Here is a 15684-nt window from a genome sequence, read left to right as displayed (position 1 = left end):
ACTCGTCTGAACAGTTATCCTGCTCTTAATTGTTTTTGTTGTTTCTACAATCTAGAACAGTCCTCGTTGTCGCTTATGCTTGCGCATTACTTAATCGAGAACGTCTCGCACGCCATTATTTATTCCTCCTAGTACTCACTCTTATGTTGTTATATGCTTTCAAAAAAGGTATCCCTTGTAATTGTTGTTTTGTTGCTTACAAACATATTTTATCTTTATATAATGACAATTTCGTCCTCACATAGACGTATTTTTCCATAAAAAAAGTCCACCTTCCAAAGGCGAACTTGGTCTTACGACTTTCGTCTTATACAATTCCATTTTTCACTGCATATAATGCCGCTTGCGTACGATCAGATAAATTCAACTTACTCAAAATGCTACTTACATGCGCCTTAACCGTCTTTTCTGTAATAACTAAAACAGATGCAACTTCCTTATTGCTCATCCCTTTCGCTAATAGCTGCAATACTTCATTTTCTCTCGCTGTTAGCACATCCACTTGAATAGAAGGTTCTTTTTCCTTTTCTTCTACAGGTAATGTTTGAGAGAGAAGAGCATTTGCTATATCCGGATGTAATTGAATATTACCTTTATATGCGCTTCGAATAGCCTCAACAAGCTGATCTGGTTCTACATCTTTTAAAATATACCCACTTGCTCCAGCCCTTAATGCAGGTAACACATGCGCCTGATCAGAAAAGCTAGTTAATACAATTACTTTCACATTTGGATACTCTTTTTTAATATATGCCGTCGCCTCAACACCATCCATTTCAGGCATGTATAAATCCATTAATATAACATCGGGAGTTGTTTCTCCTACTTTCACTAACGCTTCTTTCCCATTATTCGCTTCTCCAACTAACTCTAAATCTTCCTGTGTACTTAAGAAAAATGCTAATCCTTTTAAAACGACTGTATGATCATCAACTAACAATACTTTTATTTTCACAAACTTCCCTCATTTTCACATCATAATGGTACATTTACTTTTACGCTCGTTCGTTTATTACTACTTACAATTTTAATTGTTCCACCAACTAATTCTACTCTTTCACGCATCGTAGTCATACCTAGTGATTTCTTTTCTTTTATATTCTTTTCCACAAATCCCTTTCCTTGATCAACTATTTCTAATGATACATTTTTCTCATTCACTGTAAAATAAATCGTCGCTTCTTTTATACCTGCATGCTTACTTACATTGTTCAGTGCTTCTTGGCCTATGCGCCACAAAACTTCTTCTACTACACGAGGTAAATCACGAACACCCGTAACTTGCTCCCTAATTTTCAGTCCCAAATTTTCACCGTACTGCTTTAGAGCGGGCAATAATCCTTTTTCTAATCCCGCCGGACGAAGCTGCCAAATTAATGTCCTCATTTCTTTCAAAGCTCCTTGCGCAAGTTCACGCATCTCATGCAAAGATTGATCTACCTTTTCATTTTTACCTTTTAAAACTGCCTCGGCGCCTTTTGTCATGAAGGTTAATGAAAATAATTTTTGCGAAACAGAATCATGTAAATCTCTTGCTAACCGATTTCTTTCTTCCATTCGCACAAGTTCACGGCGCTGCTCGTTTAACCTCAAATTCTCTATTATTAACGAAACATGGTTCGATAATGCTTGAATTACGTCTATTGTATTAGCATCAAACTCTCCATTATTCAGGCTAACACATAAAACACCAAATATATGGTTTTGAATATGTATTGGTGTAGCAATAACAGCTCGATTTAGATGTACATTATGTCCTATTTGATGTTTTATTAGAACTGGTTCATCTTGTTCTAACGCCCTCTTGGCCGCCTCTTTTATATCCTCTTTTAACTCTTCCTGAACGTAAGACGCTCGCAGAGATAATTCTTTTTCCTCCCTAATAAAAAGCGCTACTTGATTCCATTGAAATACTTCACCTACGTGATTTACCACTTTTTCAGGTAGTACATTAAACTTATGAATCGTTTTTAAATCTTGAATGAAACGCTCTAATTTCACATAATAATGTGCTCTTCTCTTTTCATTTTCATATAATTTTGTTCGCTTTAAAGCCGTACCAATTTGGAAGGCAACCGATTGGAGTAATACTAATTCTTCTTCTGAAAAATGTGTTTTACCCGGACTTGCAACATTTAACAACCCAAATTTTTCTCCCCCAGCTTTTAAAGGAACCGTAGCATGATGAAGAATGCCCTCCGTATCCCCCCAATTATATTCAATTGCATTATTAATTCTTTTACATTCAATAATATTAACGGCTCTCTCTAATTTTCCATCTACAAAACCTCGTAAACACCAACATTCACCTTCGCACATCGGGCGTTTATTTTCATATGTAAGTGCCTCTGGTAATTGATAATCAATTAACTTCGTATACTTCCCATTTTCATCCGCAAGAAAAATCCATCCTGTCGTTAAACCTGTTACACTTAGTAATTTCTCTAGGACAGCTTGCAATACATGATATGTATCATTTGATGTATTTAATGTTTCTGCAATTTCCTTTAATATAACTAATTCATTTGTACGATTATCTCGAAACATACTCAGTCTCCTGCATACAAGATTTTAAATAGCTCTTAAAATAAATCATCTACTTTTCACTTTGTACTTATTCGTAACATTGATATAATGGTGAGAACATAGTTTTCATTATATCACTCGAGGGGGCTTTCATAATGACATTAAATAAAGCACTTACTATCGCTGGTTCTGACACAAGTGGCGGTGCTGGTATACAAGCAGATTTAAAAACATTCCAAGAACTGGGCGTATACGGAATGACATCTCTTACAACAATCGTAACGATGGATCCACATAACGGTTGGGCACATAACGTATTTCCAATCCCAGCTTCTACATTAAAACCACAATTAGAAACAACAATTGAAGGTGTTGGCGTAGACGCTTTAAAAACAGGTATGCTTGGATCAGTAGAAATTATTGAAATGGTTGCAGAAACAATCGAAAAGCACAATTTCAAAAATGTAGTAGTTGACCCTGTTATGGTATGTAAAGGTGCTGATGAAGCATTACATCCTGAAACGAATGATTGCTTACGTGACGTTCTTGTTCCAAAGGCATTAGTTGTAACACCAAACTTATTTGAAGCTTACCAATTAAGTGGCGTAAAGATTAATTCTCTTGAAGACATGAAAGAAGCAGCGAAAAAGATCCATGCTTTAGGTGCGAAATACGTCCTAATTAAAGGCGGTAGCAAACTTGGTACGGAAACTGCAATCGACGTCCTATATGATGGAGAAACATTCGACCTTCTAGAATCAGAAAAAATTGATACGACAAATACACACGGCGCAGGTTGCACATATTCTGCTGCAATTACAGCAGAACTTGCAAAAGGAAAACCTGTGAAAGAAGCAGTAAAAACTGCTAAAGAATTCATCACAGCTGCTATTCGTTACTCATTCAATATTAACGAATACGTAGGTCCAACTCACCATGGTGCATATCGTAAATTTGTTGTATCAAAAGAACTTGTCTAATATATAAATAAAAAACACTCACAAAGTTCATACATTGCCTCTGTGAGTGTTTTTTATAAGCTTTATGTCTTCTGGTCATCTTATCTTTAAGATACAGAGCTGACCTTATTTCTACCATTTCGTTTCGAGTAGTATAACGCATCATCTGCCGCTTGAATAAATTGCTCCGGTGATTCTTCATATTCTGAAACCCCCACCGAAACTGTAATTTTTATTTTCGTTTCATCTAACAATTGAAATGAGTGACTTTCAACAGCTGTACGAATTTGCTCGCCCGTAAGAATTCCGTAAGCTAATCCCTTATTCGGTATCAAAAGTGCAAACTCCTCTCCACCCTTTCGAAAAGCCAAATCTGGAAATTGTGAAGTTTCTCGTAAAATACATCCTACTTGTTTTAGCACTTCGTCCCCTGCAGGATGCCCGTACGTATCATTTACATACTTAAAGTGGTCAATATCTATAAGTAGTAAACAAAACGAATCATTTTTCATGTTCTTATTACTAATATGACGATTCATCTCTAAATCAAACTGTCTTACGTTTCCTAAACCTGTCAATGCATCTATCGTTGCGTATTGTTTCATCTTTTGAAATAACTCATTGGATTGTAAAACATAATTTGCACTTATGAATGTTATGTAACCTGTAATAATACTAGAAATTAAATATAATCCCACTATGTGGATCTCTTTAATTAACCATATATATAACGCTGGGATTAGAATAGATAAAATATATGTGTGTAACCATACCCACTTTCCCCCTAAAGAAAGCTTCATGCGCGAAATAAAGATACTCCCTATTCCTATCGCAATGATTGTATAAAAAGCCACTTGAGAAGCTAATGAATAATCCATAAACAACAGCCTAGTTACTAAAATCATACCAATTGTTATGGTACTCGCTATCGGTCCTCCAATAATAACAGCTAGAATAACAGCTAAGTAGCGTAAATCCAATAGAATGGTACCAACACGAACACTGAAATACATTAATACTATACCTAGTATCCCAGTAAAAATGCCTACTACACATTTCTGCCCAAAAGAGAATCCTTCTTTTAACGGCTTATCCCTTAAAAGCTGACCTCCAATAAAAATAAAGGAAAGAATAATTGTTGTATTTACAAATAAGTCCCTTAACATAAAATAATCTCCCTACTTTTCCATCTATCCCCTTCCTCACCTTATTGTATACGAAATACCTTTAATTCCCAAATATTTTGTTTATTTTTGCTGTTCCACGTGAAACAGCAAAAAAATAAAAAGGGCGAAAACTCGCCCTTTTTCATTAACAACAGCGTGATATTTTTCCACCCTTTGCATTAAATCTTGCTTCTTGTGCCTCAGCAAAAAATTGCTTTTGACATACAACCTCTTCTTCAGGATGATGCTTTTTCATATGCTCCACATATACTTCATAACTTGGTACCCCAACGAGCAAACTAATAAAGCGTTTTCTTTCACCCCATACTTGCCACAACTTTTTAAGCATAGTTCCTCGACTCACTTTCATCTCTAGGAATATATGGTGCCTCTTTTAACGGCATTGGCTTATTTCTTAATACTTGGATCCAAATTCGAAGTGCTGAAATTAACACAGCGATTACAACTATCATAAAAATTCCGCAAAGCGCTGCATCGATATAATCATTGAAAATAATTTGCTTCATTTGAGCAACATTTTTTGCTGGCGCTAACACTTTTCCCTCATCTAATGCTCCCTGAAATACCTTTGCATGCGATAGAAATCCAATTTTAGGATTTTCATGAAATAGCTTTTGATATCCCGCCGTCATCGTTACAATCAGCAACCCGACAGTTGGAATAAGTGTTACCCAAACGTACGCCTTTTTTCCCATTTTGAACAAAATTGTCGTTCCAAGTAATAATGCAATACCTGCTAGCATTTGATTTGCAATACCGAAAAGTGGCCATAATGTATTAATTCCACCGAGCGGATCTATTACCCCTTGGTATAAGAAATATCCCCACCCTAATACACATAATGTTGTAGCGATTACATTCGCTAATGTAGAATCCGTTTTCCCAAATGGCTTATATACATGCCCTAAAATATCTTGAATCATAAATCGGCCGACACGCGTTCCGGCATCAATTGTTGTTAAAATGAATAGAGCTTCAAAGAGAATCGCAAAATGATACCAAAATGCCATCATGGCCGTTCCACCTATTACTTGTGAGAAAATATATGCCATACCTATCGCTAATGTTGGCGCACCACCTGTACGTGATAAAATTGTTTGCTCTCCAACATTTACAGCGAGATCTTTTAGTTCATTTGGTGTAATAGCAAATCCCCATGAGGAAATAACTTGAGCTGCCTGCGAAACATCTGTACCGATAAGTGCTGCGGGGCTATTAATTGCAAAATACGTTCCCGGTGTTAATACACAAGCCGCAATCATCGCCATCGCTGCTACAAACGACTCCATTAACATTGCTCCATAACCGATTGGCTGTGCGTGTCCCTCTTGCTCGATCATCTTCGGCGTCGTACCTGATGAAACGAGAGCATGGAATCCAGACACTGCACCACAAGCAATAGTAATAAATAAGAACGGGAATAAGTTTCCAGAAAACACAGGACCAGTTCCATCAATAAATTTCGAAACTGCTGGCATTTGTAAATCTGGTGCTACAATTAAGATACCGATTGCTAACCCTACAATTGTTCCGACTTTTAAAAATGTACTTAAATAATCACGTGGTGCTAAAAGCATCCAAACTGGTAATGCCGATGCGATAAATCCATATACAATAAGCATAATAGCAATTGTTTCACCACTAAATGTGAACATACTTGCAAGTGTTGGATTTTCTGCTACATACTGTCCTCCAACAAGAGATAAAATAAGTAGGATAATACCAATTACTGATCCTTCTCCAACACGACCAGGCCTAATATAGCGCATATAAACTCCCATTAAAATAGCGATAGGAATCGTTGCTGCTATCGTAAACATTCCCCAAGGACTTCCGATTAGTGCCTTTACTACGACTAACGCTAATACTGCTAATAAAATAATCATAATTCCTAAAATACCTATCATTGCAATTAGTCCTGTAACAGGTCCAATCTCATCCTTAATCATTTCTCCTAACGATTTACCATTACGTCTCATCGAAGCAAATAAAATGACAAAATCTTGGACAGCCCCCGCAACAACTACCCCAACAATAATCCAAATGGTTCCTGGTAAATATCCCATTTGTGCTGCTAAAATCGGTCCTACTAAAGGTCCCGCCCCAGCAATCGCTGCAAAGTGATGTCCAAACAATACCCACTTATTTGTTGGAACATAGTCTTTCCCATCGTTTAATGTATGGGCTGGTGTTTGCCGATTATCATCTAAATTAAAAACCTTTCTCGCTATAAATCTACTATAAAAGCGATAAGCAACTGCATATACACATACGGCAGCTACTAAGAGCCATACAGCATTAATGGTTTCACCTTGTGATAAAGCTACTACCCCAAAAGCACCTGCTCCTACTGCTGTAATAATGCCCCAAAGTAAGATCGATTTCAATGTCTTCACATACAATTCCCCCAATACTATTTCTTAGTGGAGATTGTACTAAATTTTCTGAATATTTAACTTGAATCCTCCCTATCATGAAGGATTTTCAGTTTATCATGTTAAAATACTCTCATTACCTACTATAATTCAATGTTATTTCGAAGGCGTTTTACATAATTACGACTGACTGGAATCGGTTGCTCATCATACCTATCTAAATACAAATTATACGTGCCATTATAGTAAGGTTTCAGTTCTTTTACATATGACATATTAATTAAATAGCTTTTATGTACACGTAAAAAATCATATGCATTTAGCTTATTTTCTAATTCCTGAAGTGTATATGTTGAAATATACTGATTATTCGTTGTGTAAATTGAAACAGTTTTATTTTCTTTATTTTTACTTACATATACGATATCTTCTGGAAGAATATATCGTATACCCTCTTGACTTTCTATCGGTAGTTTTCGCAAATAACTCTTTGCTTTCTCACCTTGTTCTTTACCTATTTTATATAAAAGAAATTGTAAATCTTCTTCACGAAATGGTCGCAATAAATAATAAAATGCTTGGAAACGAAAAGCTGTAATAGATTCTTCTATGTTTTCACCTACAAAAATAAATTTTGTATAGCAATTTATTTCTCGTAATAAACTTGCATATTCAAAACCAGTACCATCTAGTAATTTGGAACTTAAAAAAACAAAGTCTGGTATATGTTTTTTCATCATAAATAAAGATTCTGTTCCTGTCTTTGCTTCAAAACATTCTACATTTCTCATATTTTCAGTGAAATTTTCAGCTAACTCTCTTCTCTCTTCTGCCTCTTCCATGATCAGTAAAATTTTCATTTCTTCAACCACCTAATTCTTTGTCCATATGTCCTGTTGTATACATTCGCTTTTATAAGAAATAATCCCTTTTTCTTACTATACCATTATTTATCTAAAAAAACAGAAAAAAGGAAACCACTTCGGTTTCCTCTCCCCTTTTATCCCGCACTAACTGCCTATAAAGAGCCGAGTAGTGTAGGATAATAAACGGTCAGGGATACGTTCAAATTTTCACTTTATACTAATTCTCGTTGCTTCGTTTCCTGTCCAAGTATTATTACAGCGAATACACCAATTAAAATTGATCCACAGAAAATCGTAAATATTAATGATAGTGAAGCTTCTGAAGCAACTAAATATCCCACTAATAGTGGCCCAAGAATACCACCAATACGACCAAATGCTGCTGCCATTCCTGCACCTGTACCACGAATAACCGTTGGATACTGCTCAGGTGTATAGGCGTATAATGCTCCCCAAGCACCTAAGTTAAAGAAGGATAGTAACATACCTGCCACGATTAATACTGTTAATGAATCCGCAACCCCAAACAAATAAGCACTGCAAGCTGTCCCAATTAAATACGTAACCAAAACAAATTTACGACCGAGACGTTCAATAAACCAAGCAGCGGTGAAATATCCTGGAAGTTGAGCTAATGTCATAATAAGTACGTATTGGAAACTTTTTATTAAACTAAATCCTTTTAGCACCATTACACTCGGTAACCAAAGGAACATTCCATAATAGGAAAAGACAACACAAAACCATAGAATCCATAGCATAATTGTTGCTTTACGATATTCCCCAGACCAAACTGATTTTATATTTTCAATAACAGATGGCCTTTTTTCAACTTTTTGAAACCTTGGGGAATCCGGTAAATTCCATCTTAAATATAAAGCATATAATGCTGGAACTGCACTCAATACCATCGCAACTTCCCAACCATATTTAGGAATAACAAAATACGAGATAAGAGCTGCAATTAGCCATCCACCTGCCCAAAAACTTTCTAATAACACAACAATTTTCCCACGTTCATGCGCTTCAACACTCTCTGATACTAGTGTAGAGGCAACCGGAAGCTCTCCGCCAAGCCCCATACCAATTAAAAAGCGTAAAACGAGAAACATCGCAAGTGTTGTTGTTAATGCAGTTAAACCACTACCGATAGAAAATAATAATAATGTAATAATAAAGACTGATTTTCGCCCTATTTTATCTGATAGTATCCCAAAAATAAGCGCTCCTACTGCCATACCGATTGAGTTAATACTGCCTATCCAGCCCATTTCTTGCGTACTTAATCCCCAATCCTTTTGCAAGGCTACCATTACAAATGAAAGCATTCCAACATCCATTGCATCAAATAGCCATCCAAGCCCAGCTATACCTAGTAGTTTGCGCTTCGAAATTTCTTTAACCTTGCCCACTAGAAGTCCTCCTCACACAGGTGTCTTTACACATCATTTTACATGTGTGAATTGTATAAGTAAAATACTTTTGTGTAAAAAATTCTCCTTCATCATTCCCAAAAAGTAAAACGTCTATCCCGATTGGTGAGAGCTAATAATCTGTGGGGATGCCTCACTGATTAAAGTTTCAATTTATTAAAAATGAACAAATAAAAAAAGCAGCGATATTTCGCTACTTTTTCGAACGCACTACTTCTTTTAAAAATTCCGCTAATACTAACTGACGACGCCAGCGTGTTGGATTACTGCATAATCTATAAAACCACTCTAAATGAATTGCTTGAATCCATTTTGGTGCACGTTTTACCTCTCCAGCCCATACGTCTAAACTTCCACCTACTCCAACAGCCATTTTCGTTTCTAAACGATGCTTATTGTTTTGTATAAAGTTCTCTTGTCTCGGGAAACCAAGTGCAACAAGTAATAAATCTGGTTTTGCTTCTTGAATGCGAGAAATAATATTCTCTTCGTCTTCTTGTTTAAAATAACCATCTTGTATACCGGCGATGGATACAGCTGAATATGTCTTTGTTAAATGATCTGCTGCAGCTTGTACAACATGCGGCTTTGCACCTAATAAGAAAACAGATACCGGCTTACTATCTTCTGATAACTTCGCAAGTAAATTACACATTAAATCAAAACCTGCTACACGTTCTTTTAAAGGTGTACCAAGCATCCCGCTTGCCTTTACAACCCCAATACCATCAGGTGTAATTAAATCTGTATTCAATAATGTTTGATAGAACTTTTCATCCTTTTTTGCGCACATAACAATTTCAGGGTTTGCTGTTACTACCTGAAACGTATGAGTTCGCTCCGCTTCTAGTTGTTCTTTTAAATATTGGACCGTTTCATCCATTGTCATTGTAGAAAAAGGAACGCCTAGAATATCAACTGTTTGTACTGCCATAGTTAACTATCCTCTCTATCGTTACAAGTTTTTCGCTATTAATTGCTTATATGTTTCCTTTGTATCTTCATATAGTTTTTGAAGTGAGAAGTTCATAGTAGCATGCTCATAAATATGTTTACCCATTGCTGCTAACTCTCCAGTTTTCCACTTATCATACGCTTCTTCTAAAGCTAATGCTAATGCCTTTCCATCACCTGTTGGCACAATCCATCCGTAAGTTTCATCTACGATTAATGGTTCAATTTCTCCAGCCCTAGTCACAATTGATGGTACGCGTTGATTTGCCGCTTCTAATAAAACTAGTGGGAACCCTTCACTATGGGAAGTTAATAAATTTACATGTGACGACGCAAATAATTGTTTTACATCTTGACGATGTCCTAAAAACTCTACTTTATCGTTAATCCCTTTTTCAGTAGCTAATGACTTTAGATTTTCTTCTAATGGGCCATCGCCAACTAATAATACTTTAATTTTCTCTAATTTTGTTTGTTGTAACGCATCGAATAAAACTTCATGTCCTTTGACAGGATGTAATCGTGCTACTTGGATTGCCGTAAATACATCTTCATCAATATTGAACATTTCTTTTTTATTATAGCCTTCTGCTTTTTCCTTATCGTATTCAATTCCATTATAAATAACATGCATCTTTTCATTTGAAATACCTAATGCTGCCAGGCTTTTTTTCAATCTATTTGTTACAACGAAAAATAAGTCTATATTTTTTAAGGCTTTCAAATTTAATTTCGTAAAAATCCAACCTTTTAAGCCCTGTTTAGTAAAGTCTTGAAATGGATCACTATGAATAGTCGTTACCCATTTTGCCTTTATTCTCTTTTTCATTAAAGAAACATAGAAATTAGCCCTAGGGCCATGTGTATGAACTACATCAAATTTTTCTTTATTAATAAATTCACTTATATTCTTTAAAATGGATAAATCATAGCGCGATTTTTGTGAAAACACATGGACTTTTATCCCTAACTCCCTTGCTTCCTTCGCAACAATTCCATCTTCAAATACTGCTAATTCTACTTCACCAGTTGGAAACTGATCGAGAAGTGAAATAATATGTGTTTTCCCTCCCCCATCTTCTGCTCCTGCATTCATATGCAATATTTTCATATTTTTTCCTCCTTTAAATCCTCGCTACGTTTCCATCTATTTTTATTTTACTGTACTAAAAAATAAAAGCTAACAAAAGTTAGCTTTTATTTTTATCATTCAATTTCTAGGTCTACTATTAGATAAGCTAACACCACTACAAAGTAAATCCCAACTCCTGGTGCTGTTAAAATATGTCCTGCAATATAAGCAATACCTAACGCTAACAATAAGCTTGCTGAAATCATTCCATATTTTATATTAAATATGTCCTTAAATCTCGTAGCAAATGCTAGTAGAATTCTTAGCCCGTAATAAATAAATGGAATCATTAGTAATACAAAGCCAATAATCCCGAAATCATAAAACCAATCATGGAAGTCCATTTCAATTAGTTTTGGATCTGGCTGCTTTTGTTCATTGTATTTAAAGTTACCTGCATAACCCATTCCTAATAACTTTTGTGACATTGGCGCTTCTTTAAAGAACTGCTTATGTCTTTCTTCATATACTTGACGTCCACTGAAAATAAGATTTTCTTGATTTTCTTTCTTTTGCTCTTTCTCAAGCTCTTTCTTAACTTCCTCTTCTATCTTCGCCTTTTCTTCTGGCTTTTCAACTTTATGATGATTTTCTTCTTTTGCTTTAAGTTCTTGCTCTTTTTTCAGCTTCTCTTTAATTTCTTTTTCTTTTTGACCTTGCTGTGCCACATTTTGCTCTGATAAATAATTATTGTGAATACCCATATTTTGTGCTAATGGCGTTTGTTTAAACGTTCCGACTACACCAGCTAATAGGACAATAGCAATTACTGCATTAAGTGCAAGGGATTTTTTGTTCGGATTTTTTCTATCAAATAATAATTGTAGTAAAATAATCCCGATTGCTGCCGCTAGCGTAGCACCAATTGAGCCCATTCCTACTTTTGTACCAACTTGAATTAGCGAATAAATCATTAAAAGTGATGGAATCCAATATAGAATGTGTTTCCAGCTCTTTGTTTTTTGAATAGAATATAGTACTACAATAGGGAAAATAATAGCTAAGATTGAACCTAGTTCATTCCCTGCATAGAACCAACCTCGAGAACCAACCTTCATCCATTCATAACTACCAAAGTCAGTAGATGTTGAAATAGAAATAACCATAATTGCGTTAATGATTAATGTAGAATATACAATACTATTTCGAACCTTATCACTAATATTAACTGTCTTTTTCAATGATTTTAAAGCTAAAATGTATGATCCCAGCATGATATATATATATAATGCTTTCGCAACGAATTTAACCTCTTCACTAAGTACAATAGGATCCTTAACTAGTTTGTTATTAATAAATCCTATCCCTAAAACTCCGGCTAACAATATAAGATAAATTAAAAACTTTCTATTTTCCTTCTCTTTTGCCTGAATTAAAATGTAAATACCACCAACAGCCATAATAAGGAATCTTACTAAAATTCCAACGGTAGCATTTGACTTTAATAAAGTGATGCTAAGAGACGTTAATAAATCTAAAACAGGCTGTAAAATAATAAAAAAGAGCAAAAAATGCTCAAATCTAACCCTAGCTTGATTTGCTAACATTCCAAGACCTCCATACAAAATCTTAACATTATCTTTTAATCATAATTTTTTATCATTCAAACACACCTAGCAATTATAACATAACTCATATTCAAATCGAGAACTATTTTTCCAGCTAAAACTAGCCAGGACAAGTATTAATCAGTAATAGAAATTATCGTCCTTTAGCTATACTCCCCTATTTTTATAAAATCTATCTAACAACCATCCCCTTATTTTTGTCAGTATATAAATATTTTTTTATCATTTTATACAAATATAAATAACCTACCTATAATTGTAATGTTTTACCAAATAAACAACATCAAAAAATGTAAAATTAATCTTTTCATATCTTTTTCAAATTACTTTATGGCTATTTTCCAAACATTTTCAAACGCTTTCTTTATGAATTTTATCCGTTTTTCTACATGTAGCGAAAAGTAATTGTTATTTCCAATACTTTAGTGTATATTTTTTCTCTGGAACATCTTTAAGAGGAAGGGATTAAGGCCATGTTATTAATCGATATATTTACGTTTCTTGGCATTATCGCCGCTGCCATTTCTGGTACATTAGTTGGTTTAAAAAAAGATTTAGATTTATTTGGTGTCCTTTGTTTAGCTGTAGCTACTGCGCTCGGCGGCGGTATTATTCGTGATATCATGATTGGTAACCTGCCCCCTGTCGCATTTGTAAAACCCATTTACTTTTTCGTAAGTGTATTATCAGCATTATTTACTTGTATGTTTTTTGAGCGCATCAATAAACTTCAAGTCGTTATTATGCTTTCTGATGCTGTTGGCTTAGGTGTTTTTACAGCTATTGGTGCAAATGCGGCAATGTCACATCATGTTGACGCCTCATTTCTAGTTGTTTCAATGGGAGTCATTACAGGTATTGGAGGCGGTATTTTGCGTGACATTTGTGCTCAAGATATCCCTTACGTATTCCGAAAAGAGATTTACGCAATCGCTTCTATCTTAGGAGCAATTAGCTTCCTAATCACACACGCTATGGGGGCGCACGTGTTAGCTTTCTATGTTTGTTTATTAGTAACATTCATTATTCGTGTCGTCACTGTAATATATAATGTTCATTTCCCTGTTTTCTTTAAAACACATGCTAAAATTAATAAAGGCCATTAAGAGAATTCTATCTAGAATTCTCTTAATTTATATACTATTCAACGAACTAATATAGAGTAATTATATATAAGCATATATAATTACTCTATATTAGTTTTAAAATTGAAAACGTTTTATATACAGGGGGAAGAATGATGCTTGGGGTTTTCAAAAAAAATATTAATAAAACAAATGCCAGTATAATCGAATTAAGTAAGGACCAACAAATAACTTTTAATGTCCCTACTAATTCTGAATTAAAAATTCAAATGGATATGCTACATATTTCAAAAGAAGATTTACAAGTTGTAAAAGTACTACAGCCTTTTATTTATGCAGAAATTGATTGGATTACTGAAAAATTCTATGCCAACATTACAAAACAACCTAATTTAATTACTATTATTGAACGTTACAGCTCTATTCCAAAACTAAAACAAACTTTAAAAACACATATTAAAGAATTATTCAGCGGCAATATGCATGAAGATTTTATTGAACAGCGTGTTAGGATTGCCAAAAGGCATGTACAAATTGGTTTACATCGAAAATGGTATACTGCTGCTTATCAAGAATTGTTCCGCTCTATCATGAAGATTTTGCAAACAAAAATAACAACAATCGATGATTTTTCCTATTCTATAAATGTTATAAATAAATTATTTACTCTTGAACAAGAACTTGTTCTTGCAGCTTATGAATCTGAATATGAAAGAATGCAAAAAGAGCATGAGAAAGAAAAAGAACTAACTGCTATGACAATTACGCATATCGCAACAGAACTAGCTGCTGTATCTGAAAAAACAAGCTCTTCTATTCAAAAACTAACCGCCAAATCTGAAACTATTGTAGAGATTGCTAAAACAGGTACATCATTAGCTACAACATCTGAAGAAAAAGCCAATAAAGGGAAAGAACAATTAAACCAGCAAAACAAACGAATGGGATCTATTCAAATGAATATGGAAACGATTATTACAGATACTCATGAACTCCTTAATATTTCTAACAAAATTAATGAAATCATAGATATTGTTAAATCGATTGCGGAGCAAACCAATTTACTCGCACTAAATGCAGCTATCGAGTCTGCACGTGCTGGAGAATTTGGGAAGGGGTTTTCTGTTGTTGCTGGTGAAATTCGAAAATTATCAGAGCAAACGAAAGAATCTATATTTAACGTTACAAAGCTCGTTGAAAAAACAAATGAACAAATTACCCGTGTCTCGTCTTCCGTGAAACAAATTAGCTCTCTCGTATCGGAAGGAACGGATAGTATGTCAGCAACAGATCGATACTTCCAAGAAATTGTAAAAGATATGTCTAACTCAAAAGAACAGAATAAGAAAATTGAACACGAGCTACAAGCTATTTCACAAGTAATGAAAGGAATTCAAGATGATTCCTCACAAATGGCTCTAACAGCCGATAATTTACAACTAGAACTAAATCGATAAGATAAAGTGAAACTTTAATCAACGGGGGTTTTGTTCATCCCCCGTTGATTATCAGCCCTCACCAATCGGGCTTTTACGGGCAGCCCGCCCCCCACCTAACTTCTTTGCTTTCGCTGATTTTGAGGTGGGGGTCTTACTGCCT

Annotated in this window: 13 protein-coding genes and 1 pseudogene; 4 read left to right on the top strand and 10 right to left on the bottom strand. The window is 34.9% G+C overall.

Translation table 11 applies throughout. The features are described 5' to 3' along the window. Positions 1-307: 307 nt before the first annotated feature. Together ACS2CR_RS14235 and ACS2CR_RS14230 are read right to left on the bottom strand one after the other, a co-directional pair. Complete coding sequence (locus ACS2CR_RS14235) at positions 308-955, bottom strand: response regulator transcription factor (protein ID WP_309567714.1); 648 nt, start codon at positions 953-955, stop codon at positions 308-310. 20 nt (positions 956-975) lie between these two features. Further along, complete coding sequence (locus tag ACS2CR_RS14230; protein WP_053513768.1) at positions 976-2547, bottom strand: GAF domain-containing sensor histidine kinase; 1572 nt, start codon at positions 2545-2547, stop codon at positions 976-978. A gap of 134 nt (positions 2548-2681) precedes the next feature. Between ACS2CR_RS14230 and pdxK the strand changes: the two genes are divergently transcribed. After that, on the top strand, positions 2682-3506 hold the full coding sequence (gene pdxK / locus ACS2CR_RS14225; RefSeq protein ID WP_053513766.1) for a pyridoxine/pyridoxal/pyridoxamine kinase: 825 nt from the start codon (positions 2682-2684) through the stop codon (positions 3504-3506). A gap of 86 nt (positions 3507-3592) precedes the next feature. On the opposite strand, the gene ACS2CR_RS14220 is transcribed toward pdxK, so the two are convergent. From ACS2CR_RS14220 to ACS2CR_RS14185, 8 genes are all read right to left on the bottom strand, one after another. Beyond that, positions 3593-4651 carry a GGDEF domain-containing protein gene (locus tag ACS2CR_RS14220; protein ID WP_000942900.1) on the bottom strand — a complete coding sequence of 353 codons (1059 nt, stop codon included), beginning with the start codon at positions 4649-4651 and terminating at the stop codon, positions 3593-3595. 145 nt (positions 4652-4796) lie between these two features. Beyond that, positions 4797-5000, bottom strand: coding sequence for a YbdD/YjiX family protein (locus tag ACS2CR_RS14215; protein WP_000914504.1), 204 nt, complete (start codon positions 4998-5000; stop codon positions 4797-4799). Next, positions 4993-7068, bottom strand: a complete 2076-nt coding sequence (cstA, locus tag ACS2CR_RS14210; RefSeq protein WP_000854295.1) for a carbon starvation protein CstA — start codon at positions 7066-7068, stop codon at positions 4993-4995. Before cstA ends, ACS2CR_RS14215 begins: the two co-directional genes overlap by 8 nt. Before the next feature lie 122 nt (positions 7069-7190). Continuing rightward, positions 7191-7907, bottom strand: coding sequence for a LytR/AlgR family response regulator transcription factor (locus ACS2CR_RS14205; protein WP_000698256.1), 717 nt, complete (start codon positions 7905-7907; stop codon positions 7191-7193). Positions 7908-8125: 218 nt separating this feature from the next. Beyond that, the gene (locus ACS2CR_RS14200) at positions 8126-9325 is read right to left on the bottom strand and encodes an MFS transporter (RefSeq protein WP_000521077.1); all 1200 of its coding nucleotides are present in this window, start codon (positions 9323-9325) and stop codon (positions 8126-8128) included. A 214-nt stretch (positions 9326-9539) separates the two neighbouring features. Then, complete coding sequence (locus tag ACS2CR_RS14195) at positions 9540-10280, bottom strand: WecB/TagA/CpsF family glycosyltransferase (RefSeq protein ID WP_053513764.1); 741 nt, start codon at positions 10278-10280, stop codon at positions 9540-9542. Positions 10281-10301: 21 nt separating this feature from the next. After that, complete coding sequence (locus ACS2CR_RS14190; protein WP_000697464.1) at positions 10302-11411, bottom strand: glycosyltransferase family 4 protein; 1110 nt, start codon at positions 11409-11411, stop codon at positions 10302-10304. A gap of 95 nt (positions 11412-11506) precedes the next feature. Beyond that, positions 11507-12979: an O-antigen ligase family protein gene (locus ACS2CR_RS14185; protein WP_000880749.1), complete on the bottom strand. Its 1473-nt coding sequence runs from the start codon at positions 12977-12979 to the stop codon at positions 11507-11509. A 494-nt stretch (positions 12980-13473) separates the two neighbouring features. Between ACS2CR_RS14185 and ACS2CR_RS14180 the strand changes: the two genes are divergently transcribed. From ACS2CR_RS14180 to ACS2CR_RS14170, 3 genes and pseudogenes are all read left to right on the top strand, one after another. Continuing rightward, positions 13474-14106: a trimeric intracellular cation channel family protein gene (locus tag ACS2CR_RS14180; protein WP_000924369.1), complete on the top strand. Its 633-nt coding sequence runs from the start codon at positions 13474-13476 to the stop codon at positions 14104-14106. Between the two features lie 131 nt (positions 14107-14237). Further along, positions 14238-14786, top strand: a pseudogene (locus tag ACS2CR_RS14175) (protoglobin family protein); the annotation flags it as partial. A 15-nt stretch (positions 14787-14801) separates the two neighbouring features. After that, positions 14802-15542 carry a methyl-accepting chemotaxis protein gene (locus ACS2CR_RS14170; RefSeq protein ID WP_370512974.1) on the top strand — a complete coding sequence of 247 codons (741 nt, stop codon included), beginning with the start codon at positions 14802-14804 and terminating at the stop codon, positions 15540-15542. The last annotated feature ends 142 nt before the right edge of the window (positions 15543-15684 follow it).

Source organism: Bacillus cereus group sp. BceL291 (assembly GCF_051776705.1).
GTDB classification, from domain to species: Bacteria; Bacillota; Bacilli; order Bacillales; family Bacillaceae_G; genus Bacillus_A; species Bacillus_A cereus.
This window is presented reverse-complemented; position numbering and strand designations above follow the sequence as displayed.

What these genes read in the sequence shown, in the direction of transcription:
- ACS2CR_RS14180 (WP_000924369.1), top strand. Translation starts at nt 13,474, where the DNA reads ATGTTATTAATCGATATATTTACGTTTCTTGGCATTATCGCCGCTGCC.
- ACS2CR_RS14230 (WP_053513768.1), bottom strand. Translation starts at nt 2,547, where the DNA reads ATGTTTCGAGATAATCGTACAAATGAATTAGTTATATTAAAGGAAATT.
- pdxK (WP_053513766.1), top strand. Translation starts at nt 2,682, where the DNA reads ATGACATTAAATAAAGCACTTACTATCGCTGGTTCTGACACAAGTGGC.
- ACS2CR_RS14185 (WP_000880749.1), bottom strand. Translation starts at nt 12,979, where the DNA reads ATGTTAGCAAATCAAGCTAGGGTTAGATTTGAGCATTTTTTGCTCTTT.
- ACS2CR_RS14170 (WP_370512974.1), top strand. Translation starts at nt 14,802, where the DNA reads ATGCAAAAAGAGCATGAGAAAGAAAAAGAACTAACTGCTATGACAATT.
- ACS2CR_RS14190 (WP_000697464.1), bottom strand. Translation starts at nt 11,411, where the DNA reads ATGAAAATATTGCATATGAATGCAGGAGCAGAAGATGGGGGAGGGAAA.
- ACS2CR_RS14195 (WP_053513764.1), bottom strand. Translation starts at nt 10,280, where the DNA reads ATGGCAGTACAAACAGTTGATATTCTAGGCGTTCCTTTTTCTACAATG.
- ACS2CR_RS14215 (WP_000914504.1), bottom strand. Translation starts at nt 5,000, where the DNA reads ATGCTTAAAAAGTTGTGGCAAGTATGGGGTGAAAGAAAACGCTTTATT.
- ACS2CR_RS14220 (WP_000942900.1), bottom strand. Translation starts at nt 4,651, where the DNA reads ATGTTAAGGGACTTATTTGTAAATACAACAATTATTCTTTCCTTTATT.
- ACS2CR_RS14205 (WP_000698256.1), bottom strand. Translation starts at nt 7,907, where the DNA reads ATGAAAATTTTACTGATCATGGAAGAGGCAGAAGAGAGAAGAGAGTTA.